Below are 15886 nucleotides of genomic sequence, written 5' to 3'. Positions count from 1 at the left end.
CATGAGGGATCGCATCGAAGCGCCGCGACCTGGCGTGACCAGAACCACAGGTCACGCGTCCAATGCCGCGCCGCATTCTGCGGCGTCTTGCTGTACGTCCATGGCCAGCGCACCCCCTTTTGCTGGTGAAGCCAAGTTGTATAGGCGACATCGGAAGCAATGAGCCCTTTCTCGAGGAGCGCGGCCCGGCGCTCGGCCGCAGGGTCGCCATCGCCGTCATCGCCGTCATCGCCATCGCCATCATCGCCCCCCGACTTAGGATACAGAACCCCATACACCGCATTCGCCCAGGTGAATGGCGCAGGGGCATGGCGCTTCAGATACGCAAGCCGAACCTCGAATTCCGGACCGAGCTGCTCCAAAAAGACATGCCACAACCCAAGCCAGTCTTCGCCCGACCCCATCCGCCAACCAATCGTGTACCGCTCATAGTTTGGAAACTTTTCCCACGGCGGGGCGAGGTCCCCCTTGGCGTCAAGATGCTCGGTGAGTCGAGTGCGGGCGTCTTGTTTCCAGTCCATGAGCTTGATTTGGACTCTAACAGCATGTTGGCGGAGCACCAAGCAAGACGTGGACTTCGCGCGGGGCATCGCGCTAGCCTGACGCCGGATGACTGGGCTCCGCGCGCCGACCATGTTCTCGCTTGTCGCCCTGTTCTGCGGCAGTTGGGCCTGCACCCCCAGCGATCACGTGGCAACCACGCACACCCTAGACGACGCGACCGCAGCGGACACCAGCGACAGCGGCGGAACCCCAGACGAGTGTGGCAACGGCGTGGTCGAGAGCCCCGAGCAGTGTGATCTCGGACCCAACAACGCCTTCGACGGCCAGTGCACGCCCGAGTGCATGATCGCCGTATGCGGCGATAGCCACGTCCACGCAGGCTTCGAAACTTGCGACGACGGCAACACGGACAACACCGACGAATGCGTGACGGGGTGTCAGGCGGCCAGCTGCGGTGACGGCTTCGTGCAAGCGGGCGTCGAAGGCTGCGACGACGGCAACGAAGACGACACCGACACCTGCACGTCGGCGTGCGTCCCAGCGACCTGCGGCGACGGGATCGTGCAGCGGGGTGAGCAGTGCGACGACGGCAACACGGACACCAGCGACGCGTGCACGATCTGCCAAATCGCATATTGTGGTGATGGCTACCAGCACAGCGGCCTCGAGTTTTGCGATGACGGCAACACGGCAACAGACGACGGCTGCACCTATCCAGCTTGTGAGCCAGCCGTGTGCGGCGATGGGATTATATGGGCCGGCGTCGAAGAGTGCGACGACGCCAACAATGACGACACTGACGCCTGCCCAACGACCTGCGTCGCCGCGACCTGCGGCGACGGGTTCGTGCAAGAGGGAGTCGAGGAGTGCGACGACGCGGACGCGATCGACGACAACGCGTGCAACAACAACTGCGAGCAGACCAACTGCCTGACGGACTGGCTCGCCGGCGAGCTGGAGTGCAACCCAGTCGAAGGCCTATGTCTGGACTCGGAGACCGGCTACCACTGGCGAGGCCTATTCATGCATCAAGGTGTCCAGTACGCGTGTTGGTGGCACACCAAGAACCAAGGCTGGAACACGAGCTCGGGCACCAACTATTGGAAGCTCGCCGAGCGCTTTGAGCTCGACACCAACACCGGACAGGCCCGGTGGTGCTACGGGTTCAACGCCGAGCCGTGTGGAATCGGCGCTTGCGGTCTCGGCCCGCTCCCGGCCGACTACTTCACCCAGGGCAACATCGGTGCGTTCGGGTGGTGTGGTGGCCAGAACCCCGGAGACAGCGGCGGCTTCGTGTGCATCCCGGCGCCAAACAGCGTCGAGTGTCCGGGCTGACAAACCACCAGAAAGCACCGGCCAAGGTAAATGGACAGGCGGGGAAGCAGCGGGGCGGTGAGTGGACCGTCTCATCCTCGTGTATGCTGATCGAGCATGGGCCTCTTCGATCGCTTCCGTGGCTCCAAGCCTGCGCCCCCTCCCAAGCCAAACCTCGTCGCCAACGCTGCCATGCTCGGCAACGACATGGTGCTCGCGGCCATGATCGCGCCGGCCGGCCACCCCATTGAGTCGGTGATCGCTCAGGCTGCACGCGGGGAGTTCACTCCGGTCATCGCCGACGCCTCGCTGTACTGGACGCTGTGCGCGGTACGGGCCTCGGATCAGTTCCAGACCGCGAGGCTGGCCGAGCTGCTCCGCTACGCCCGCATCACGCCCATCGAGCGCGCCACCAGTGATCAGCACGGCTGGACCCCGCCCTCCAGCGACGAGACGGAGCACTGGCGCAGCGTGGTGTTCAACGACACCAACAACACCTACGAGCTGCCCGCCCCCACGCCCGAGCTGATGTGCTCGCGCTGCTACACCCTGTGCTCGGGCGCAAATGCACACGTGATCCCGTGGTGGAATGAGCACGCGGGCGACGTCTTCACCACCTATCGCTGCGAGGCCTGCTGGCTGGAATCACTGGACGATACACAACGCCTCGTGGAGAGCGCCCAGTTCGACGATGACGTGTGCGACAAGTTCGTGGCGTTCTTCCAACGACACGAGAAGACCGATGTGGCCGCGCGCCTGGCCGAACTGCCACGCGCGGCAGTCCGTGAGGCCCTAATCGAGGTCCTCGCGCAAGTCCGCGCTCGCGCGCTGGTGCTCCACCCCTGATGACTCATGCGACCAAGTCATCTGTAGGGGGTCATTAGCTGTTAGGCTCTACAAGTGCTTGGCGTCGGTCGCTTCTCGGTGCTCGGTCTGGCCCTCCTCACCTGTGCGGGCCCTACCAACCAGGTCCCGCCCGACGAGACCCAGCGGATCGTCGTGGATCAAGCCGTAAGCCTGAGCGAGCGCTGCGGCGAGCTCAACGATCTGACGGTGATGGCCTGGGCATGGGCGCAGCTGTGTTGGCACCGCACCGCGCCCGAGCTCGAGCGGGGCCGCGTGCCGCTCGAGCAGTGCCGCGCTGACGCGAGCGCGCGCGGGCTCGAGGCCGCTGGGCGGATCCCGGCCGGCATCGATCTGCACGCGCCCTTCGAGCTCGCCAACAACTGCCCGCCGGATCCGCCCAGTGACATCGCGCAGCTGCGGGTCGACTCGGACAGCCACTACGCGGTGGAGGACGGCGGCACAATCACGATCACCTTCACCAATTTCTGCGACGACGACATCGAGTTTGGCTTTTCGCCGGACCTCGAGAGCAAGCCGCCCATGCGCATACAGACCGGGCCCTTGACCCGTCGCAAGATCACGATCCCGCGCAAGTACGGCTTGCGCGGGCGGCTTGACGGCGACACGGTCTGGACCGAGAGCCTGTGCAAGGCCTCGCGGTCGGGCATGTTCCTGACCTTCAACGCCGACTGCCAGACCTGCACCAGCGACGACGTCGATCCGCTCCGCCGAACGGACTGCGTCGAGGCCGGGTCGTGCCCAGCCCCCGGCTCGCGCTGAGTGGACGACGCACGGGGTGGTCACGTGGCTTCCACGCTGCCGGCCTCGACTCGTCCGATCGCCGCGTGATCGAGTCGTTGTGAGACACGGCCAACGTCCACCCGCCCGAGCCGCATTTCCTGCTCGAAGATATTTAAAATCGTCTCGTCGGGCAGACGAAGAACCCCTCCAGCCAGTCGCCCAGCGCCGCCTCGAGCCGCGGAATTGCCTCGGGGTGTCGTGCTTCACACAGGACAGACGTGCCGTCGTAGTCGTCTCGGTACAGCAGAATCTCGTAGGCCACTCCACCCGCGTGCAAGCACAGATCGAGCGCGTACCACCATCGCTTCTCTTGCGTCCACTCTCGGCGCATGGCGACCAGCGTCGACCCACGTAGCTCGAGCGCAGCGCCTGCGCGAGCAATCTTCAAGCCGGCGAAGCAATCGTCGCGCAGCGCAGCGCCGATCCTCGATTGTAGCTTGTTGTCGAGCTCCGCTCGCGGAGGAGGACCAGGCGAAGGGCTGCCCGTGCTGTTAGGACGAAACCTTCATGTCCAGCTGCTCGGCGAGCCCGCCGAGCAGCGCCCGAAACCAGCGCTGGGTGGGGTCGCGGTGGCTTCGTTCGTGCCACAGCATGGGTGCCCGGATCGGCGCGATGGGGATGGGCGGGCGCCGGATCGCAAGGCCCATGGAGCCGGCGAGCTTGCGCGCGAGCCAGGCGGGGGTCGTGAGCACGAGGTCGGTCTCGGCGACCAACAGCGGGGTCAACACGGGATAGGGAACCCGCAACGCGACCTTGCGTGAGAGCCCAAGCGCGGCGAGGGCAGCGTCGATCGGCCCGTCGCCGTGGCCCGTGAGCGAGACCAGCAAGTGATCGAGCGCCGCGAATCGTTCGACGGTCCACTTGCCGCGGAGCGCCGGATGGCCCTTGCGCAGGACGCAGGCCCAGTGAGTCTCGATCAGCGGACGCGCGTAGACATTGGGCTCGTCGCCCCGGGGGATGCCCAAGGTCAGATCGATGTCCCCGCTCTCGAGGTGCTCGCGCCAGCTTGGCTGCCAGCGGACGACGTCGAGGCTGAGCCCGGGGGCCTGTTCGGCCAGCGCCCGCATCAGGGGAGGGACGAACATGTAGACGACCAGGTCCGGCGCGGCCATGCGGACGGTGCCCGTCGCCGTGAGCGGATCGAAGCGCGCGGGCTGGACCAGCTGACGGACCCCAGCGAGCAACTCCTCGACTTGTGGGTAGAGCTCGAGCGCTCGCGCGCTCGGCTGCATGCCAGACTTGCCGCGCACGAGCAGCGGGTCACCAAACATCTCGCGCAAGCGCCCAAGCGCGCGGCTCATGCTTGGCTGACTCAGCCCGAGCAGCTCCGCGGCTCGGCTCACGTGGCGCTCACGCAGCAGAGCGTGGAGCGCCACGAGCAAGTTGAGATCGTAGTCCACGAGCTCTGAGGTGGTCATGGCGACCAGAGTAGATGATTATTCAAATTGCAAATAGCACACATGCAAAATCACTATTTGAGTAATATTTGTCTGGGCCTACAACTCCGTCACAGGAGTTCACCATGACAACCAAGACTCGAACATCAGGCATCATCCGTACCCTCGGCGTCACGCTCGCGTTGAGCATGTCCCCACTGCTGCTGGCATCTTGCACCGAAGCCGAGGCGGCTTCCGACGACCTCGACCTCGAGGCGCGCGTGCAGGTGTTGGAGACCAAAGAAGAGCTCCGCGGCCTCGTGCTTGGCTTTGCCCAGGTCGTCGACAACTCGGATCTAGCCGGGCTCGAGGCGCTCGAGCCTCGGATCCACCGCAACTTCAGTCTCACGGCCGTCGACCCGGCCGGCGGCGCGCACGTGTTCGAGGGCTACGATGGCCTGATCGCAGGCTACGGGCCGATCATGGTCGCGGCCCAGGCCAACCTCAGCACCAGCGCGATCGCTGTCGAGCTCGACGGCGACAACGCGACAGCAACCTTCAAGTTCGCAAACTCGACCAAGCCCCCACCGGAGCTGGGCTTGGACGTCGACGAGAAGCTGCTGCTGTTCGCGGCCAACACCGCCACGTTCGTGCGCGAGGACGGGGTGTGGCAGATCGAGTCGGTCGAGCTGGTTCACTCGTTGGCCTATCCCGGCAGCGTCGGCGGCTGAGCGCAGACGTCTAGCCGGTCGACACCGACGGATCATCACGGCGATCCCTCGCACCGGCGTGATGGGCGGTGTCGAGCCGGTTCAGGTGCTCGAGTCCGCGCTGGAGTTCACCGCTCGGATGGCGGACAGCTGAACGTGGCATCCTGGCGCTTCACGATCACCTTGAGCTTCGGCGGTGGGGTGCTAACGCCGAACAACCACATCGTCGACGCAGCGGTCTCGGGTGCTTCGTAATCGGGCGGGGTGAAGGTTATCAGCCACACCTCTTCCGTTTTCGTGGCGGTGGCGGTCCCGATCGACGTCGAACTCCCCGAGAACGCGTAGCCGTTGATCGGCTCGACATCCCACCGATTCGGCGAAGCCGTGATGGTGAAGCTGCTGGTAGGGAAGCTACCCCCAGCGTCTTTCGAGTAGGTGATCTTGATAAAGGCGACGTCATGCGAAGCGCCTGCGTTGTCCTTGTATGTACATTCGTGATCGTTGACGAGCGTGAGACTCAGGGCTGAGTCCGAGCTGCACACATCCACCGGGTCTCCGGGATCGTTGGGGGCGTACCAGATTTCGTAGTTGAGCGGCATTGTTCTACCTCTATTCGTGTGTATTGTTCTTGGAGCAGGGTTTGACGTTGGGTGAGAGCTTGTAGCGAAGGCGCTGTGTGACACCAAATGTGGCCCAATTGGAGAACACCGACACGGGTGTGTACGGCTGCCCCGCGCATTTGTCTGGCTGGCACCGGGCAGGCTCCGTGCAATCACCGAAGGTGGAGGCGGCGGCCTGATTGTTACCACGGACGACGCCGATGATGGCACTTTCCGCGTCCAGCAGCGCCGCGCCCGAGTTGCCGCTGGCGGAGTCCCACTCGGCCTCGCCCTCGAGATCGGTCAGCTTGACAGAGATCTGCTTGAGTGGGAGTCCCAGCGGGTACGCGAACATCTCCACTTTACTGTTGAGCGTCGGGGCCGTCGCGGCCAGCGCGAGGGGAGGAATAGCGACGTATTCGGCGAGTTGAAGGACGACCCAATCGGGCGGAACCTCGCCTGGAGCGAGATCGCCGGCCGTCACACACGTGGCCTGGGCCCAGTGAGCTGAGGGCACTGCGATTTTCTCGCCAGGCGATTTGGGTTTGGCGAACTCGGAGTCAATCGTGCGACCGAAGACAAAGTAGATTCGATCGAGGTTGACGTTGTCGCCAATGATGCAGTGGGCGGCGGTCAGCACCTGATCGTTTGCGATCAGCGTCGCCGTGCAGCCCAGAGCTCGGGCCTCCTCGGCGAACGGTGCGAGCAGCGTTCGGTCACACGGCTTCCCGTACGCTTTGGAAAGAGGCTCGTCGCTGCGGAGCATGAGCCACCCATCCTCCACGCAGTGAACATTTCGTGGGAGGACCATGGACGCGGTCGCCCCGATGGCGGGAGGTTCGCTCGTATCTGGGTTGACCATCGTCGAGGACAGGTAGTCCACGACGGGATCCGTCATCAATAGCGATTTGGCGGACTCCCCCGATTTTCGGTCGCAGCCACTCACGGACGTCAGCGCGGCGACCAGACCCACGGTATGAAACATTCGATGACTCATGGCTTGGCCTGTCCGTCGAGCAATGCCTCGACGCGCTTGGATAGATCCGGGGGCAAGACACCGATGTGACCCGCAGCGAGGGCGATGGCGGCCTCGAACTCGTCCGTAAACGGCGAGCGCTGGGCGAGCGTGAGCGCTCTGATCGCGGCGAGTTCCGCCTCGAACTCGGGCTCGGCGGCGTGTTCGGGCAGCAACTCGGCGAGCGCCTCGAGGCTGGCCCACGCCGCGTCCGCGTCACCTCGCGCGAGTTCGACCTCGGCCAGGCCCAGCGCCACGTAGTGTTGCGTGGCCGGGTCGTCCACGGCGCCCGCGAGTTCGAAGGCTGCCTGCGCCTGCGTGCATCGCCCGAGTCGGCACAGTAGCCAGCCACGCTCGAGCTCGAGGTCGGCGCGAATCTCGGCGGGCATCTGCGCGGGTGGATCCGTCAGCAGCGCCTCGTCGACGGCCAGCGCGGCCGCGTAGTCGTGCTCGACCATGTGTGCCCTGGCGAGCAAGCGCGAGCCGTTGAAGTAGCGACCATCCTCGATCGGATAGCTGGCGCGTTCGAGCGGGATCATGCGCGTGGCGAAAGTCAGGACCTGCTCGAGATCGTCGCGGCCAAGCGCGATCTGTGCCAGCACCGTGAGGGTCGGCAGCAGCTGGGGAGCGTCGTCGCCGAACGCACGAGTCTGGATGTCCAGGGCCCGGTCCAGGTGCAGCTGCGCCTGGTCCGGATCGCCGAGCTCGAAGTGGCACAGCCCGAGGTCGAACTCGATCCTGGCGACGCTCGGATGATCGGCCCCAAGTCGGGCGGTCTGCCGCCCGGCGAGCGCCTCATAGCGCGCAATGGCGCCGCGGTGATCTCCGCGATCCGCCAGCAGATTGGCGAGTGACAGCTCTAGCTGGTCGACTCGGCGGTGGCCGGGATCGAGGGTGCGGGCCTGCTCGAGGGCGCGCTCGAGCTCGAGCTGAGCGCGCTCGAGCTCCCCGGCGGCGACGGCGAGCTCGGAGCTCGCGTCCAGCAGCGCGACCTCGAGCACCGCGGGTGAGCCCAGCCGCGTGAAGCTGGCCTGCGCCTGGGCGTACCACAGCGTTGCGGCGTCGAGATCGTCGAGTTCTTCGGCGTACAGATCCACCAGGCGGCGCCGGGCCAGGAACACCCGCAGATCGTCGCCCGCAGACTCGGCCGCGAGCACGGTCTCGAAGCTCGCCGCGACGGCACGACGTGCGTCGCCACGCTCGCTGGCGATGACCGACTGCAGCTCGAGCACCTCGGCCACAATGCGGGGATAGTTCACGGCGCGGGCACGCTCGAGCAAGCGCGAGCAGTGCGACACGGCCGTCGTGAAGTCGCCACCCGCCACGCGCAGGCCGAGCCTGTCGAGCTCGAGCTCGAGCAGGTGAATCTCCTCGGCGTGCTCGACGGGAGCGGGCGCCGCCAGCAACCTCGAGCCGTCGCCGCACGCTCGTGGATCACCCAATTCGGCGATCTGCTCATCTATGTTGACGAGCGCCAGAGGCTGCGTCGACAGCACGAACGCGATCAGGCTGTCGATTCGCTGCAGGTGTCGGTCGAGGCAAGCATCGGCGAGGTGCAGATCGCCAGATTCGTCGCCGACGAGCGAGCCCTTGCACACGCGCTCGCGCACGTCGAGCCACGCCTCGCGCTGCTCGGCGAATGCGAGATCCAGTTGTTTACCGATGGCCTTCGTCCACGCCCGACCACCGTCGTCGAGGTGGGTATTGACCAGATCGCGGCGCGCATCGTTCCACACCGCGTCGAACTCTTGACCGAGCTCGCTGCAGTCGGGTCGGGCTGGCGTCATCGCGTTGGCCAGCCCGTAGCCCCCGGCCAGCCCAGCTGCGACCAAGACAACGCCAGCGCGACGCCGGATGCGAGGGGCGCGGTCGAGGGTCGCTACCAAGCTGGCCAAGCTCGGCCAGCGCTGCCTCGGGTCTTGGTGAAGGCCACGCTCGAGCGCGCGTCGCAGCCACCGCGGTCGAACGCGAAGCGGTTCACCGGTCTTGGGTTGTTGGCCGCTCAGCGCTTCGCACAGGGCCACACAAAACGCGAACTGATCGCTGCGCTCGTCGGCGGGCTGGCGCTCGAACAGCTCCGGGGCGATGTAGCCTGGTGTACCGACGACCCGGGTGCTCGACGTGGGCGAGTCGAGGCTCGTCGAGGGGTCGGTGATGGTCGAGACGCTCTCGATCGTACACGCGAGGCCAAAGTCGACGACGCGCACGCGACCGTCGCCTCCGACCAGCACGTTGCTGGGTTTGAAGTCACGATGAATGATGCCCGCTTCGTGGGCCGCCACGAGGCCGTGACCGGCCGCGAGGAACACCTGCAGCAGCTTGGTCAGCGACGGCGGAGTGTGGCGAAGCCAGTGACCGAGGGTCTGGCCGTCGACAAACTCCATGGCAATATAGACGTCACCCTCGTGAGCGCCGACTTCATGCACTTGAATGATGTTCGGATGCGAGAGCTTGGCGAGCGCCCGAGCCTCGCTGATCAAGCGCTCGTGTCCGCCGCCTGCCATGGACGAGCGCCTGACCAGCTTGAGCGCGACGACCCGATCGAGCTTGGAGTCACGGGCGGCGTAGACCACACCCATGCCGCCCGAGCCGACTCGACGCAGGATCTGGTAGTGGGCGATCGACTGGGCGGGCGTGGACTCGTCGAACAGGCGCTGGGCGATGCGCGAACGCATCGCGCGGCTGCCGTGCGACTCTGTCGGCGCGGGCAGGTCGAAGGAAGGCGTGCTATCGGGGTCGATGCCCATGGGGCTCGTGTCTGTTACCGGTGGCACGCCCAACTAGTGCGGAGCCGGCTACGATCCGTCCCTTTTATCACGCCTCGATGGTAGAGTGACGTCGATGGTGAGCGACGACGAGCTGCTCGCGGCCTGGCGAGCCGGCGACCGGCGAGCAGGCAGCACCCTGTTTGGTCGCCACTACGAGACGGTCCGTAGGTTCTTCGTCAACAAGGTGGACACCGATCTCGAAGACATAATTCAGCGCACCTTCGAGGCCTGTGCAACTGGACAAGTCAGATTCGAGGGTCGTTCGAGCTTCTTGGCCTATCTGCGCGGTATCGCACGACATCTATTGTTGCAACATTGGGAGGGTCGGCAGCATCGGGGCCGCGATGTCCCGATCGATGAGCTATCGCTGGCCGATCTCGGGGCCGGGCCGTCGTCCGTGCTGGCCCGCAATCGAGCGGACAAACGCCTTCTCGACGCGCTGCGACAGATCCGGCTCGCGGACCAGGAGCTGCTCGAGCTCTACTATTGGGAGGGCCTCAGCGGAGCAGCTCTCGCGGAGGTGCTGGCGATCCCCGAGGATACCGTGCGAAGTCGACTGCGCAGGGCCAAGCTCGCGCTCAAGAAAGAGTACTTGCGCCTCGAGCGATTCGCGGGGGTGCCCGAAAGCTCGGATCAGGACCTCGAGGGCTGGGCCCGCAAGCTGCGAGAGCGGCTCGACGTGGTCGAGTCGGGTGGGTGAGACGGCGGGCGATCAGCGCCAAGCTAATCAAGCTCTCGCTCACCCTGCCCCTCGTGCTGGGGCTCGGCGACTCGGTCCTACTCCGACCGCGCCTGCTGGGAGGCGAGGACTTCAGCGTGTGTGTCCATGCTGGCTGAGGGGGCTGGCTGCCGGCTCGAGCTGAGAGCACTCGGTGAGGTCGGCGGCGTCGACGATAGGGTCTGTAGCGTGCGGGTGCCAGCCGACCAGCATGCTTGCTGGACGAGACGAGCACGAGCCCACCGTCATCGTCCCAATCATCGAAGCGATATTTGTCTTCGCTGTCGCTCGGCGCTCGCTCGGCTCTCGACGGACCGTTGCCACCGGTATCCGTCATGTCGCGCTCAGATCAAGCGTGTCACCCAACCTTGGGCCCCAATCGCAAGCGGAGGTCGGGCGCTACTTCTCGTTGTCGCCCTTCTTGTCAGCGCAATCATCGGCACATTTGGCGCGATCGATCGCATTGTCGAGTGCCTTCTCACGCACGGCGTCGAGGGTCTTTGCGGACGCTTCGAGGCGCTTGACCTTGTTCTCGGCCTCGAGCTGGGCTTCCTTGGCCAGCGCGGCCTGAGTCTGTGCGCGGAGCCTGGCCGCTTGCGCGTCGAGGCGGGCGAGTTCGACCGAGGTCTCGAGGATATTTTGGAAGGCGATCCAGTACAAGATGCCCTGGTCGTCCGACGGGCTCTTGTCCATATTAGCGAGGCGCTTCTCGAGCAGAGCTGCGGTGTCAGACGCCGACTGCTGGTCGCTCGCGTACTGCTCGCACTCGAGACTCGAGATCTGCTCGTCGAGGTCGTCGCGCTGCACCCGAGTCGCAGGTTCAGTGCCGATCAGAGCACTCTGAATGGCTTCCAGTTTGCCCTTTTTTTTGTTGCATTCAGCTAGCTTGGCACCCGCGGCCGTGGCCGCCGCTTTGTACCTCGCCATCTCTACAGCCAAGATCTCACTGCTCGAGCCTCGCGTCAGCATTCCGTTCATGTATGCCTCGCAGAGCCGATACATCGAGTACTGCAAGAACAACGACCGCTCATTTTGCTCGTACATCCGCGCGAGCGCCTCGGCGGTCGCGTGGTCAACTCCGACCCCGACCCCGACTACATCGAGGACATCGACCTCGGCCCGCGTCGACGTATTGGTCTGCCGCAGCAACGCGCCCTGCGCCGGAGGCGCGACGCAGATGCGCTTGGTCAGCTGGGTCGACGCGCTGATGACCACGCCTCCGTGGCCTGGGTAGTGAATCAGTGAGTCGACATCTTTGACCCGCTGGACGGGAGTGTTGCGCCAGTTGCACGCAGGGAGGGAGACAGCCGCGGCAAGCGCGACGACGACGGGGGTTCGGGGCAGACGGACGGGCATGCTAGGGCTTGTCAGGTCCAGACCTGGACCCGTTCGTTTTTTTCGTCGACTCGGCTCAGTCTTGGCGAGCGCTCGAGCGGCGCGCCCGCTACGAGACCCGGTGCAGCACCATCTCGAGCTGGACCGCGCTCATCGTCGCACCCAGCGAGCGCAAGCACGCGATCGTCACCCCGCGGTCGGCCCCATCGTCGACGTTGAGCACGTGCAGCGCGGGCCCGTGCACGCGCTGGTGACAGGCCCGGATCAGCTCGGTCGCCACGCCCTTGCGTCGGTGCTCGGGCGCGACCGCGATCTGGACGAGCTCGGCCGTCTCGGGCACGAGCACCGCGTACCCGCACACCTCTTGCTGCCAGCGCGCCTCGAACACGACCCGCGACTTGCTGCGCTGCACGGTCCACGTGCTGCCCGTCCACGCCGGGGTGAGGCTCCAGAAGCTGGTCCACAGCTCGCCGCGCTCGGCTGCCGCCGCCGCCGCCGCCTCGCCCTCGTGGACGTCGAAGCCCAGCTGCTCTTGAAAGCGCTGCGGCCGGGTCAGGCGCGGGAGCTCGAAGCAAAACAAGTGGCGCTCGGCGTCAAAGCCCAGCCGCTCGTAGGCCCGGCGCGCCCGGGCGTTGTCGATTAAGACCTCGAGCTGCATCTGGGTGACCTCGCGCCGGTCGAGCGCCAAGCTCAGCCACTCGAACAAGGCCGAGAGCACCCCCTTGCCCTGCCAGCCCTTCCGAACGGCCGAGACGATCGCGTATGCGCCCATGTGCAGGGCGGGCCACTCGTCTACGGCGGTGACTGTGGCGCCGATCAGGCGGCCCTCCGAGAACGCCCCAAAGCTCGAAGCCCAGTCCACCCCGCGCCGCTCGAGCAGCAGACCCAGCTGCTCGACCGAGGGCCGGATCGGCACCGGGTAGATCGCCGAGGCATCGAGCACCAAGTCGTGGACCTGAGGCAACTCGCTCTCACGCAGGGTGCGGATCTCGACGGCCAGCGCCTTCGCCATGAGTCAGAAGGTAACATCAACAGGCGGGGACCTGCGCTGTGGCCGAATGCTGCCGGACGCCAAATTCTCCGTCAGGCGAGCGAGCGATTGGAGCTACAGTGCCAGGGTTGAGCTCCGTGCAGGCCAAAGTCGAAGGGGGCGAGCTGCTCGAGCTTCCCAGCGCGCAGCCGCGGTCAACCGCGGCGCCGACCCTGTATCACTTCCCGATCTCACTGGGCTCGCAGCAGGTTCGCCTCGCGCTCGCGGAAAAGCAGGTCGCGTGGGACGGGCAGATCGTCAACATCGGGCCGGCCCACGAAAACCTCGAGCCCTGGTACGCGAAGCTCAACCCGCGACTGGTCGTGCCCACGCTGGTGGTTGGCACCACGGTCGTCACCGGCGCTGTCAGGATCGCCATCTTCATCGACGAGCACTTCCCGGGGCCCGAGCTGCTGCCAAGCGATCCCGAACAGCGCGACGAAGTGCTGCAGTGGATCGAGATCCAAGACCAGTTTCCACTCCGCGAGCTCGGCTACGCGCGGACCAAGGGCATGGTCAGGTGGTTTCAGCGGTGGAGCCTTCGCCAGCAGCGATCCCGCCTGCGCCGGTTGATCCGCAAGAACCCCGAGCTGCGCGAGATCTACGAGGCCAAGCGAGTGGAGCTCGATGGGCTCGAGCGCGGCATTCGCCACCGCGTTGGCATGAGCGAGCTGGTGGATGAGGTCGAGGTCCTGCTCGACGAGATCGAGGTCACCCTCGAAGAGCGCGAGTGGATCGCCGGTCCCAACTACACCCTCGCCGACGCCATGTGGACGGCCGTGCTGTCCAAGCTCGAGCAGATCGGCTTCGCCCGGTCGCTCCGCAGTCACCGCAGGCCGCAGGTCGCCCGCTGGTACGCGCAGCTGCGCGAACGGCCCAGCTGGGACTCCATGATCCGCCGGCTCAGCGCCTGGCAAGCGCTGCGCTTCTACGGCCCGTCCGTGGCCAAGACCTTCCTGCTGTTCTGGGTGCTCAAGTGGATGGTCGTGATCGGCATCGGCTGGCTGGTCGCGCATCTGCGCGGGTAAGACCAACCCGTAGGCGTGGGCACGCCGGCGGCGTGTCCAAACTCCACATGAGTTAATGGGCCCGCGGTCGCATGGTTCGCAATCCATGCCATATGCTCCGGCCGATCGCCGTTCTGGCGGTCGACGAAACCAGAGATCCCATGAAACTCAGCAAGCTCTTCACGACCAGCCTGATTGCACTTTGCCTCTCGATCCCAATGGCCGCCTGCGACGGTGGTGACGACGGTGACACCACCGACACCAACGCGACCGACCCGGGCGACACGACCGACGACGGCGCGACCGAAGAAGAGACCGGCCCAAGCAGCGACACGACCTGCGCGGTCTACTGCGTTGGCTTCATTCAGTTCTGCGCCGAGAACGGGATGTCCACGGAGTTTGCGAGCGACGCAGAGTGCAACACCGCGTGCGAGATGTGGGACCAGGACGGCAAGGACTGCCGCTACCAGCAGGTCATCGACGGCAACTGCGACCAAGCGGGCAACCTCGGCACCACCTGCGAGTAACCGCTTCGCAGCTGCTTTCAGCTCGGGTTTCAGCTCGGGCGAGGGCCCGGCGCCGTTGATTGACGCGCCGGGCCTTCTTCGTTCAATCCTGTGGCCTGGGGCCGGAACCGGGTGGCGGAGACGACTTCACGACCGCGCCGCGTTGCAGACTCTCCTGGCTTGGATATGGTCGCCCCCGTGAGCGAGCTACCCGAGACGACCCGCGCCAAGATCAACGACCTCGTGACCAGCGATCGCGTGGTCGTGTTCATGAAGGGCGTGCGTCGCTCGCCGCAGTGCGGGTTCTCGGCCTCGGTCGTGGAGCTGCTCGATGGCTGGCTCGATGACTACGCCACGGTCGACGTGCTCGCGGACCCCGAGCTGCGCGAGGGGATCAAGGCGTTCTCGGACTGGCCAACGATCCCGCAGATCTACGTGGACGGCGAGTTCGTCGGCGGGGCGGACATCGTGCGCGAGCTCGAGGACAGCGGGGAGCTGGCCGCCACGCTTGGCGCGAGCGCGCCCACCGTGCCAGAGGTCACGATCACCGCCAAGGCAGCGGCGCAGTTCAAGGCGGCGATCGAGGGGTCCGACGTGGACGACTCGGACGTGCTGCGGCTGACGATCGACGGGCGCTTTCACAATGATCTGAGCATTGGGGCCCGCAAAGACGGCGACATCGAGGTCGAGAGCAACGGCATCCACTTGGTGCTAGACGCTCGCAGCGCCCGGCGGGCGAAGGGCTTGGTGATCGACTTTGTGAGCGCGGCGGACGAAGCCGGGTTCAAGATCGAGAACCCCAACGCGCCGCCCGCCGTGCAGGAGCTGTCGGTCAAGGAGCTCGCGGCTCGCATGCAGGCCGGCGCGGTCCGGCTGTACGACGTCCGCAGCGAGGAGGAGCGGGCGATCGCAAAGATCGAGGGAACCGTGCTGCTCGACGCCGACGTGGCCGATCAGATCGCCGAGCTCCCCCGCGATACGCCGCTCTACTTTCATTGCCACCACGGCATGCGCAGCCTCGCGGCGGGGCAGCACTTTGTAGGGATGGGGTTCACGGAGGTCTACAACGTGCGCGGCGGGATCGATGCCTGGTCGCAAGAGGTTGATCCCGCTGTGGCTCGATACTGAGGGGCGTACCTCGACGAGCGCCGGTACCCGCAGCGGCACGCGTGGCTGAACTGCGCGTAGTCGCGTGGCTACGGATCGTCGAGCAGCAGCGGCAAGATCAAAATCAGCGCGGCGATGGCGAGGCTGCTCATGGCGAAGGCTTCGTGGTCGATCAGATCGGGATGGTTGGGGCGGCGGCGGCCGTTGGCGCGACCGGGGGCGTTGGCGCGGCCGGGGCCGGGGCCGACGG

At 65.9% G+C, this 15886-nt stretch carries 16 protein-coding genes and 1 pseudogene; 9 read left to right on the top strand and 8 right to left on the bottom strand.

What is annotated here, in order from left to right:
* Nucleotides 1-521, bottom strand: a pseudogene (locus DB30_RS37660) (hypothetical protein); the annotation flags it as partial.
* A gap of 88 nt (nt 522-609) precedes the next feature.
* Between DB30_RS37660 and DB30_RS37655 the strand changes: the two are divergent.
* From DB30_RS37655 to DB30_RS37645, 3 genes are all read left to right on the top strand, one after another.
* Complete coding sequence (locus tag DB30_RS37655) at nt 610-1839, top strand: DUF4215 domain-containing protein (protein ID WP_052558465.1); 1230 nt, start codon at nt 610-612, stop codon at nt 1837-1839.
* Nucleotides 1840-1935: 96 nt separating this feature from the next.
* Complete coding sequence (locus DB30_RS37650) at nt 1936-2664, top strand: hypothetical protein (protein WP_052558463.1); 729 nt, start codon at nt 1936-1938, stop codon at nt 2662-2664.
* Between the two features lie 54 nt (nt 2665-2718).
* Nucleotides 2719-3444 carry a hypothetical protein gene (locus DB30_RS37645; RefSeq protein WP_146662451.1) on the top strand — a complete coding sequence of 242 codons (726 nt, stop codon included), beginning with the start codon at nt 2719-2721 and terminating at the stop codon, nt 3442-3444.
* Between the two features lie 133 nt (nt 3445-3577).
* Here DB30_RS37645 and DB30_RS37640 read toward each other — a convergent pair whose 3' ends face one another.
* Both DB30_RS37640 and DB30_RS37635 read right to left on the bottom strand, forming a co-directional pair.
* Nucleotides 3578-3853 (bottom strand): hypothetical protein, encoded by a 276-nt coding sequence (locus tag DB30_RS37640; RefSeq protein ID WP_052558457.1) that lies wholly within the window; start codon nt 3851-3853, stop codon nt 3578-3580.
* A 103-nt stretch (nt 3854-3956) separates the two neighbouring features.
* A complete protein-coding gene (locus tag DB30_RS37635) occupies nt 3957-4883 on the bottom strand; it encodes a LysR family transcriptional regulator (RefSeq protein ID WP_052558453.1) in 927 nt (308 codons plus the stop codon).
* A gap of 104 nt (nt 4884-4987) precedes the next feature.
* Here DB30_RS37635 and DB30_RS37630 point away from each other — a divergent pair, with 104 nt between their 5' ends.
* Nucleotides 4988-5572: a nuclear transport factor 2 family protein gene (locus DB30_RS37630; RefSeq protein WP_146662449.1), complete on the top strand. Its 585-nt coding sequence runs from the start codon at nt 4988-4990 to the stop codon at nt 5570-5572.
* Between the two features lie 107 nt (nt 5573-5679).
* Here DB30_RS37630 and DB30_RS37625 read toward each other — a convergent pair whose 3' ends face one another.
* The 3 genes from DB30_RS37625 to DB30_RS37615 are packed head-to-tail and all read right to left on the bottom strand — an operon-like array spanning nt 5680 to nt 9840.
* Nucleotides 5680-6150, bottom strand: a complete 471-nt coding sequence (locus tag DB30_RS37625) for a hypothetical protein (RefSeq protein ID WP_052558446.1) — start codon at nt 6148-6150, stop codon at nt 5680-5682.
* Between the two features lie 10 nt (nt 6151-6160).
* Complete coding sequence (locus DB30_RS37620; protein ID WP_205633158.1) at nt 6161-7123, bottom strand: trypsin-like serine peptidase; 963 nt, start codon at nt 7121-7123, stop codon at nt 6161-6163.
* A gap of 20 nt (nt 7124-7143) precedes the next feature.
* Nucleotides 7144-9840 (bottom strand): serine/threonine-protein kinase, encoded by a 2697-nt coding sequence (locus DB30_RS37615; protein WP_165704130.1) that lies wholly within the window; start codon nt 9838-9840, stop codon nt 7144-7146.
* 166 nt (nt 9841-10006) lie between these two features.
* Here DB30_RS37615 and DB30_RS37610 point away from each other — a divergent pair, with 166 nt between their 5' ends.
* The gene (locus DB30_RS37610; RefSeq protein ID WP_052558434.1) at nt 10007-10633 is read left to right on the top strand and encodes an RNA polymerase sigma factor; all 627 of its coding nucleotides are present in this window, start codon (nt 10007-10009) and stop codon (nt 10631-10633) included.
* A gap of 417 nt (nt 10634-11050) precedes the next feature.
* On the opposite strand, the gene DB30_RS37605 is transcribed toward DB30_RS37610, so the two are convergent.
* Nucleotides 11051-12007, bottom strand: a complete 957-nt coding sequence (locus tag DB30_RS37605; protein ID WP_146662445.1) for a hypothetical protein — start codon at nt 12005-12007, stop codon at nt 11051-11053.
* 88 nt (nt 12008-12095) lie between these two features.
* Nucleotides 12096-12998 carry a GNAT family N-acetyltransferase gene (locus tag DB30_RS37600; RefSeq protein WP_052558427.1) on the bottom strand — a complete coding sequence of 301 codons (903 nt, stop codon included), beginning with the start codon at nt 12996-12998 and terminating at the stop codon, nt 12096-12098.
* Nucleotides 12999-13114: 116 nt separating this feature from the next.
* On the opposite strand from DB30_RS37600, the gene DB30_RS37595 reads away from it, so the two are divergent.
* The 4 genes from DB30_RS37595 to DB30_RS37580 all read left to right on the top strand — a co-directional run.
* Nucleotides 13115-14044, top strand: coding sequence for a glutathione S-transferase family protein (locus DB30_RS37595; protein WP_052558423.1), 930 nt, complete (start codon nt 13115-13117; stop codon nt 14042-14044).
* A gap of 140 nt (nt 14045-14184) precedes the next feature.
* Nucleotides 14185-14550 carry a hypothetical protein gene (locus tag DB30_RS37590; protein ID WP_146662441.1) on the top strand — a complete coding sequence of 122 codons (366 nt, stop codon included), beginning with the start codon at nt 14185-14187 and terminating at the stop codon, nt 14548-14550.
* Nucleotides 14551-14727: 177 nt separating this feature from the next.
* Nucleotides 14728-15657 carry a Grx4 family monothiol glutaredoxin gene (gene grxD, locus DB30_RS42910; RefSeq protein WP_276204415.1) on the top strand — a complete coding sequence of 310 codons (930 nt, stop codon included), beginning with the start codon at nt 14728-14730 and terminating at the stop codon, nt 15655-15657.
* 41 nt (nt 15658-15698) lie between these two features.
* A partial coding sequence (locus DB30_RS37580; protein ID WP_146662439.1) for a hypothetical protein occupies nt 15699-15886 on the top strand: 188 nt, incomplete at its 3' end.

It is taken from the genome of Enhygromyxa salina (genome assembly GCF_000737335.2).
GTDB lineage: Bacteria > Myxococcota_A > Polyangia > Nannocystales > Nannocystaceae > Plesiocystis > Plesiocystis salina_C.
This window is presented reverse-complemented; position numbering and strand designations above follow the sequence as displayed.

Bases quoted from the DNA above. Each gene is read 5' to 3' on its own strand.
- DB30_RS37590 (WP_146662441.1), top strand. From the start codon at position 14,185: ATGAAACTCAGCAAGCTCTTCACGACCAGCCTGATTGCACTTTGCCTC.
- DB30_RS37600 (WP_052558427.1), bottom strand. From the start codon at position 12,998: ATGGCGAAGGCGCTGGCCGTCGAGATCCGCACCCTGCGTGAGAGCGAG.
- DB30_RS37650 (WP_052558463.1), top strand. From the start codon at position 1,936: ATGGGCCTCTTCGATCGCTTCCGTGGCTCCAAGCCTGCGCCCCCTCCC.
- DB30_RS37610 (WP_052558434.1), top strand. From the start codon at position 10,007: ATGGTGAGCGACGACGAGCTGCTCGCGGCCTGGCGAGCCGGCGACCGG.
- DB30_RS37655 (WP_052558465.1), top strand. From the start codon at position 610: ATGACTGGGCTCCGCGCGCCGACCATGTTCTCGCTTGTCGCCCTGTTC.
- DB30_RS37615 (WP_165704130.1), bottom strand. From the start codon at position 9,840: ATGCGTTCGCGCATCGCCCAGCGCCTGTTCGACGAGTCCACGCCCGCC.
- DB30_RS37635 (WP_052558453.1), bottom strand. From the start codon at position 4,883: ATGACCACCTCAGAGCTCGTGGACTACGATCTCAACTTGCTCGTGGCG.
- DB30_RS37625 (WP_052558446.1), bottom strand. From the start codon at position 6,150: ATGCCGCTCAACTACGAAATCTGGTACGCCCCCAACGATCCCGGAGAC.
- DB30_RS37605 (WP_146662445.1), bottom strand. From the start codon at position 12,007: ATGCCCGTCCGTCTGCCCCGAACCCCCGTCGTCGTCGCGCTTGCCGCG.
- DB30_RS37630 (WP_146662449.1), top strand. From the start codon at position 4,988: ATGACAACCAAGACTCGAACATCAGGCATCATCCGTACCCTCGGCGTC.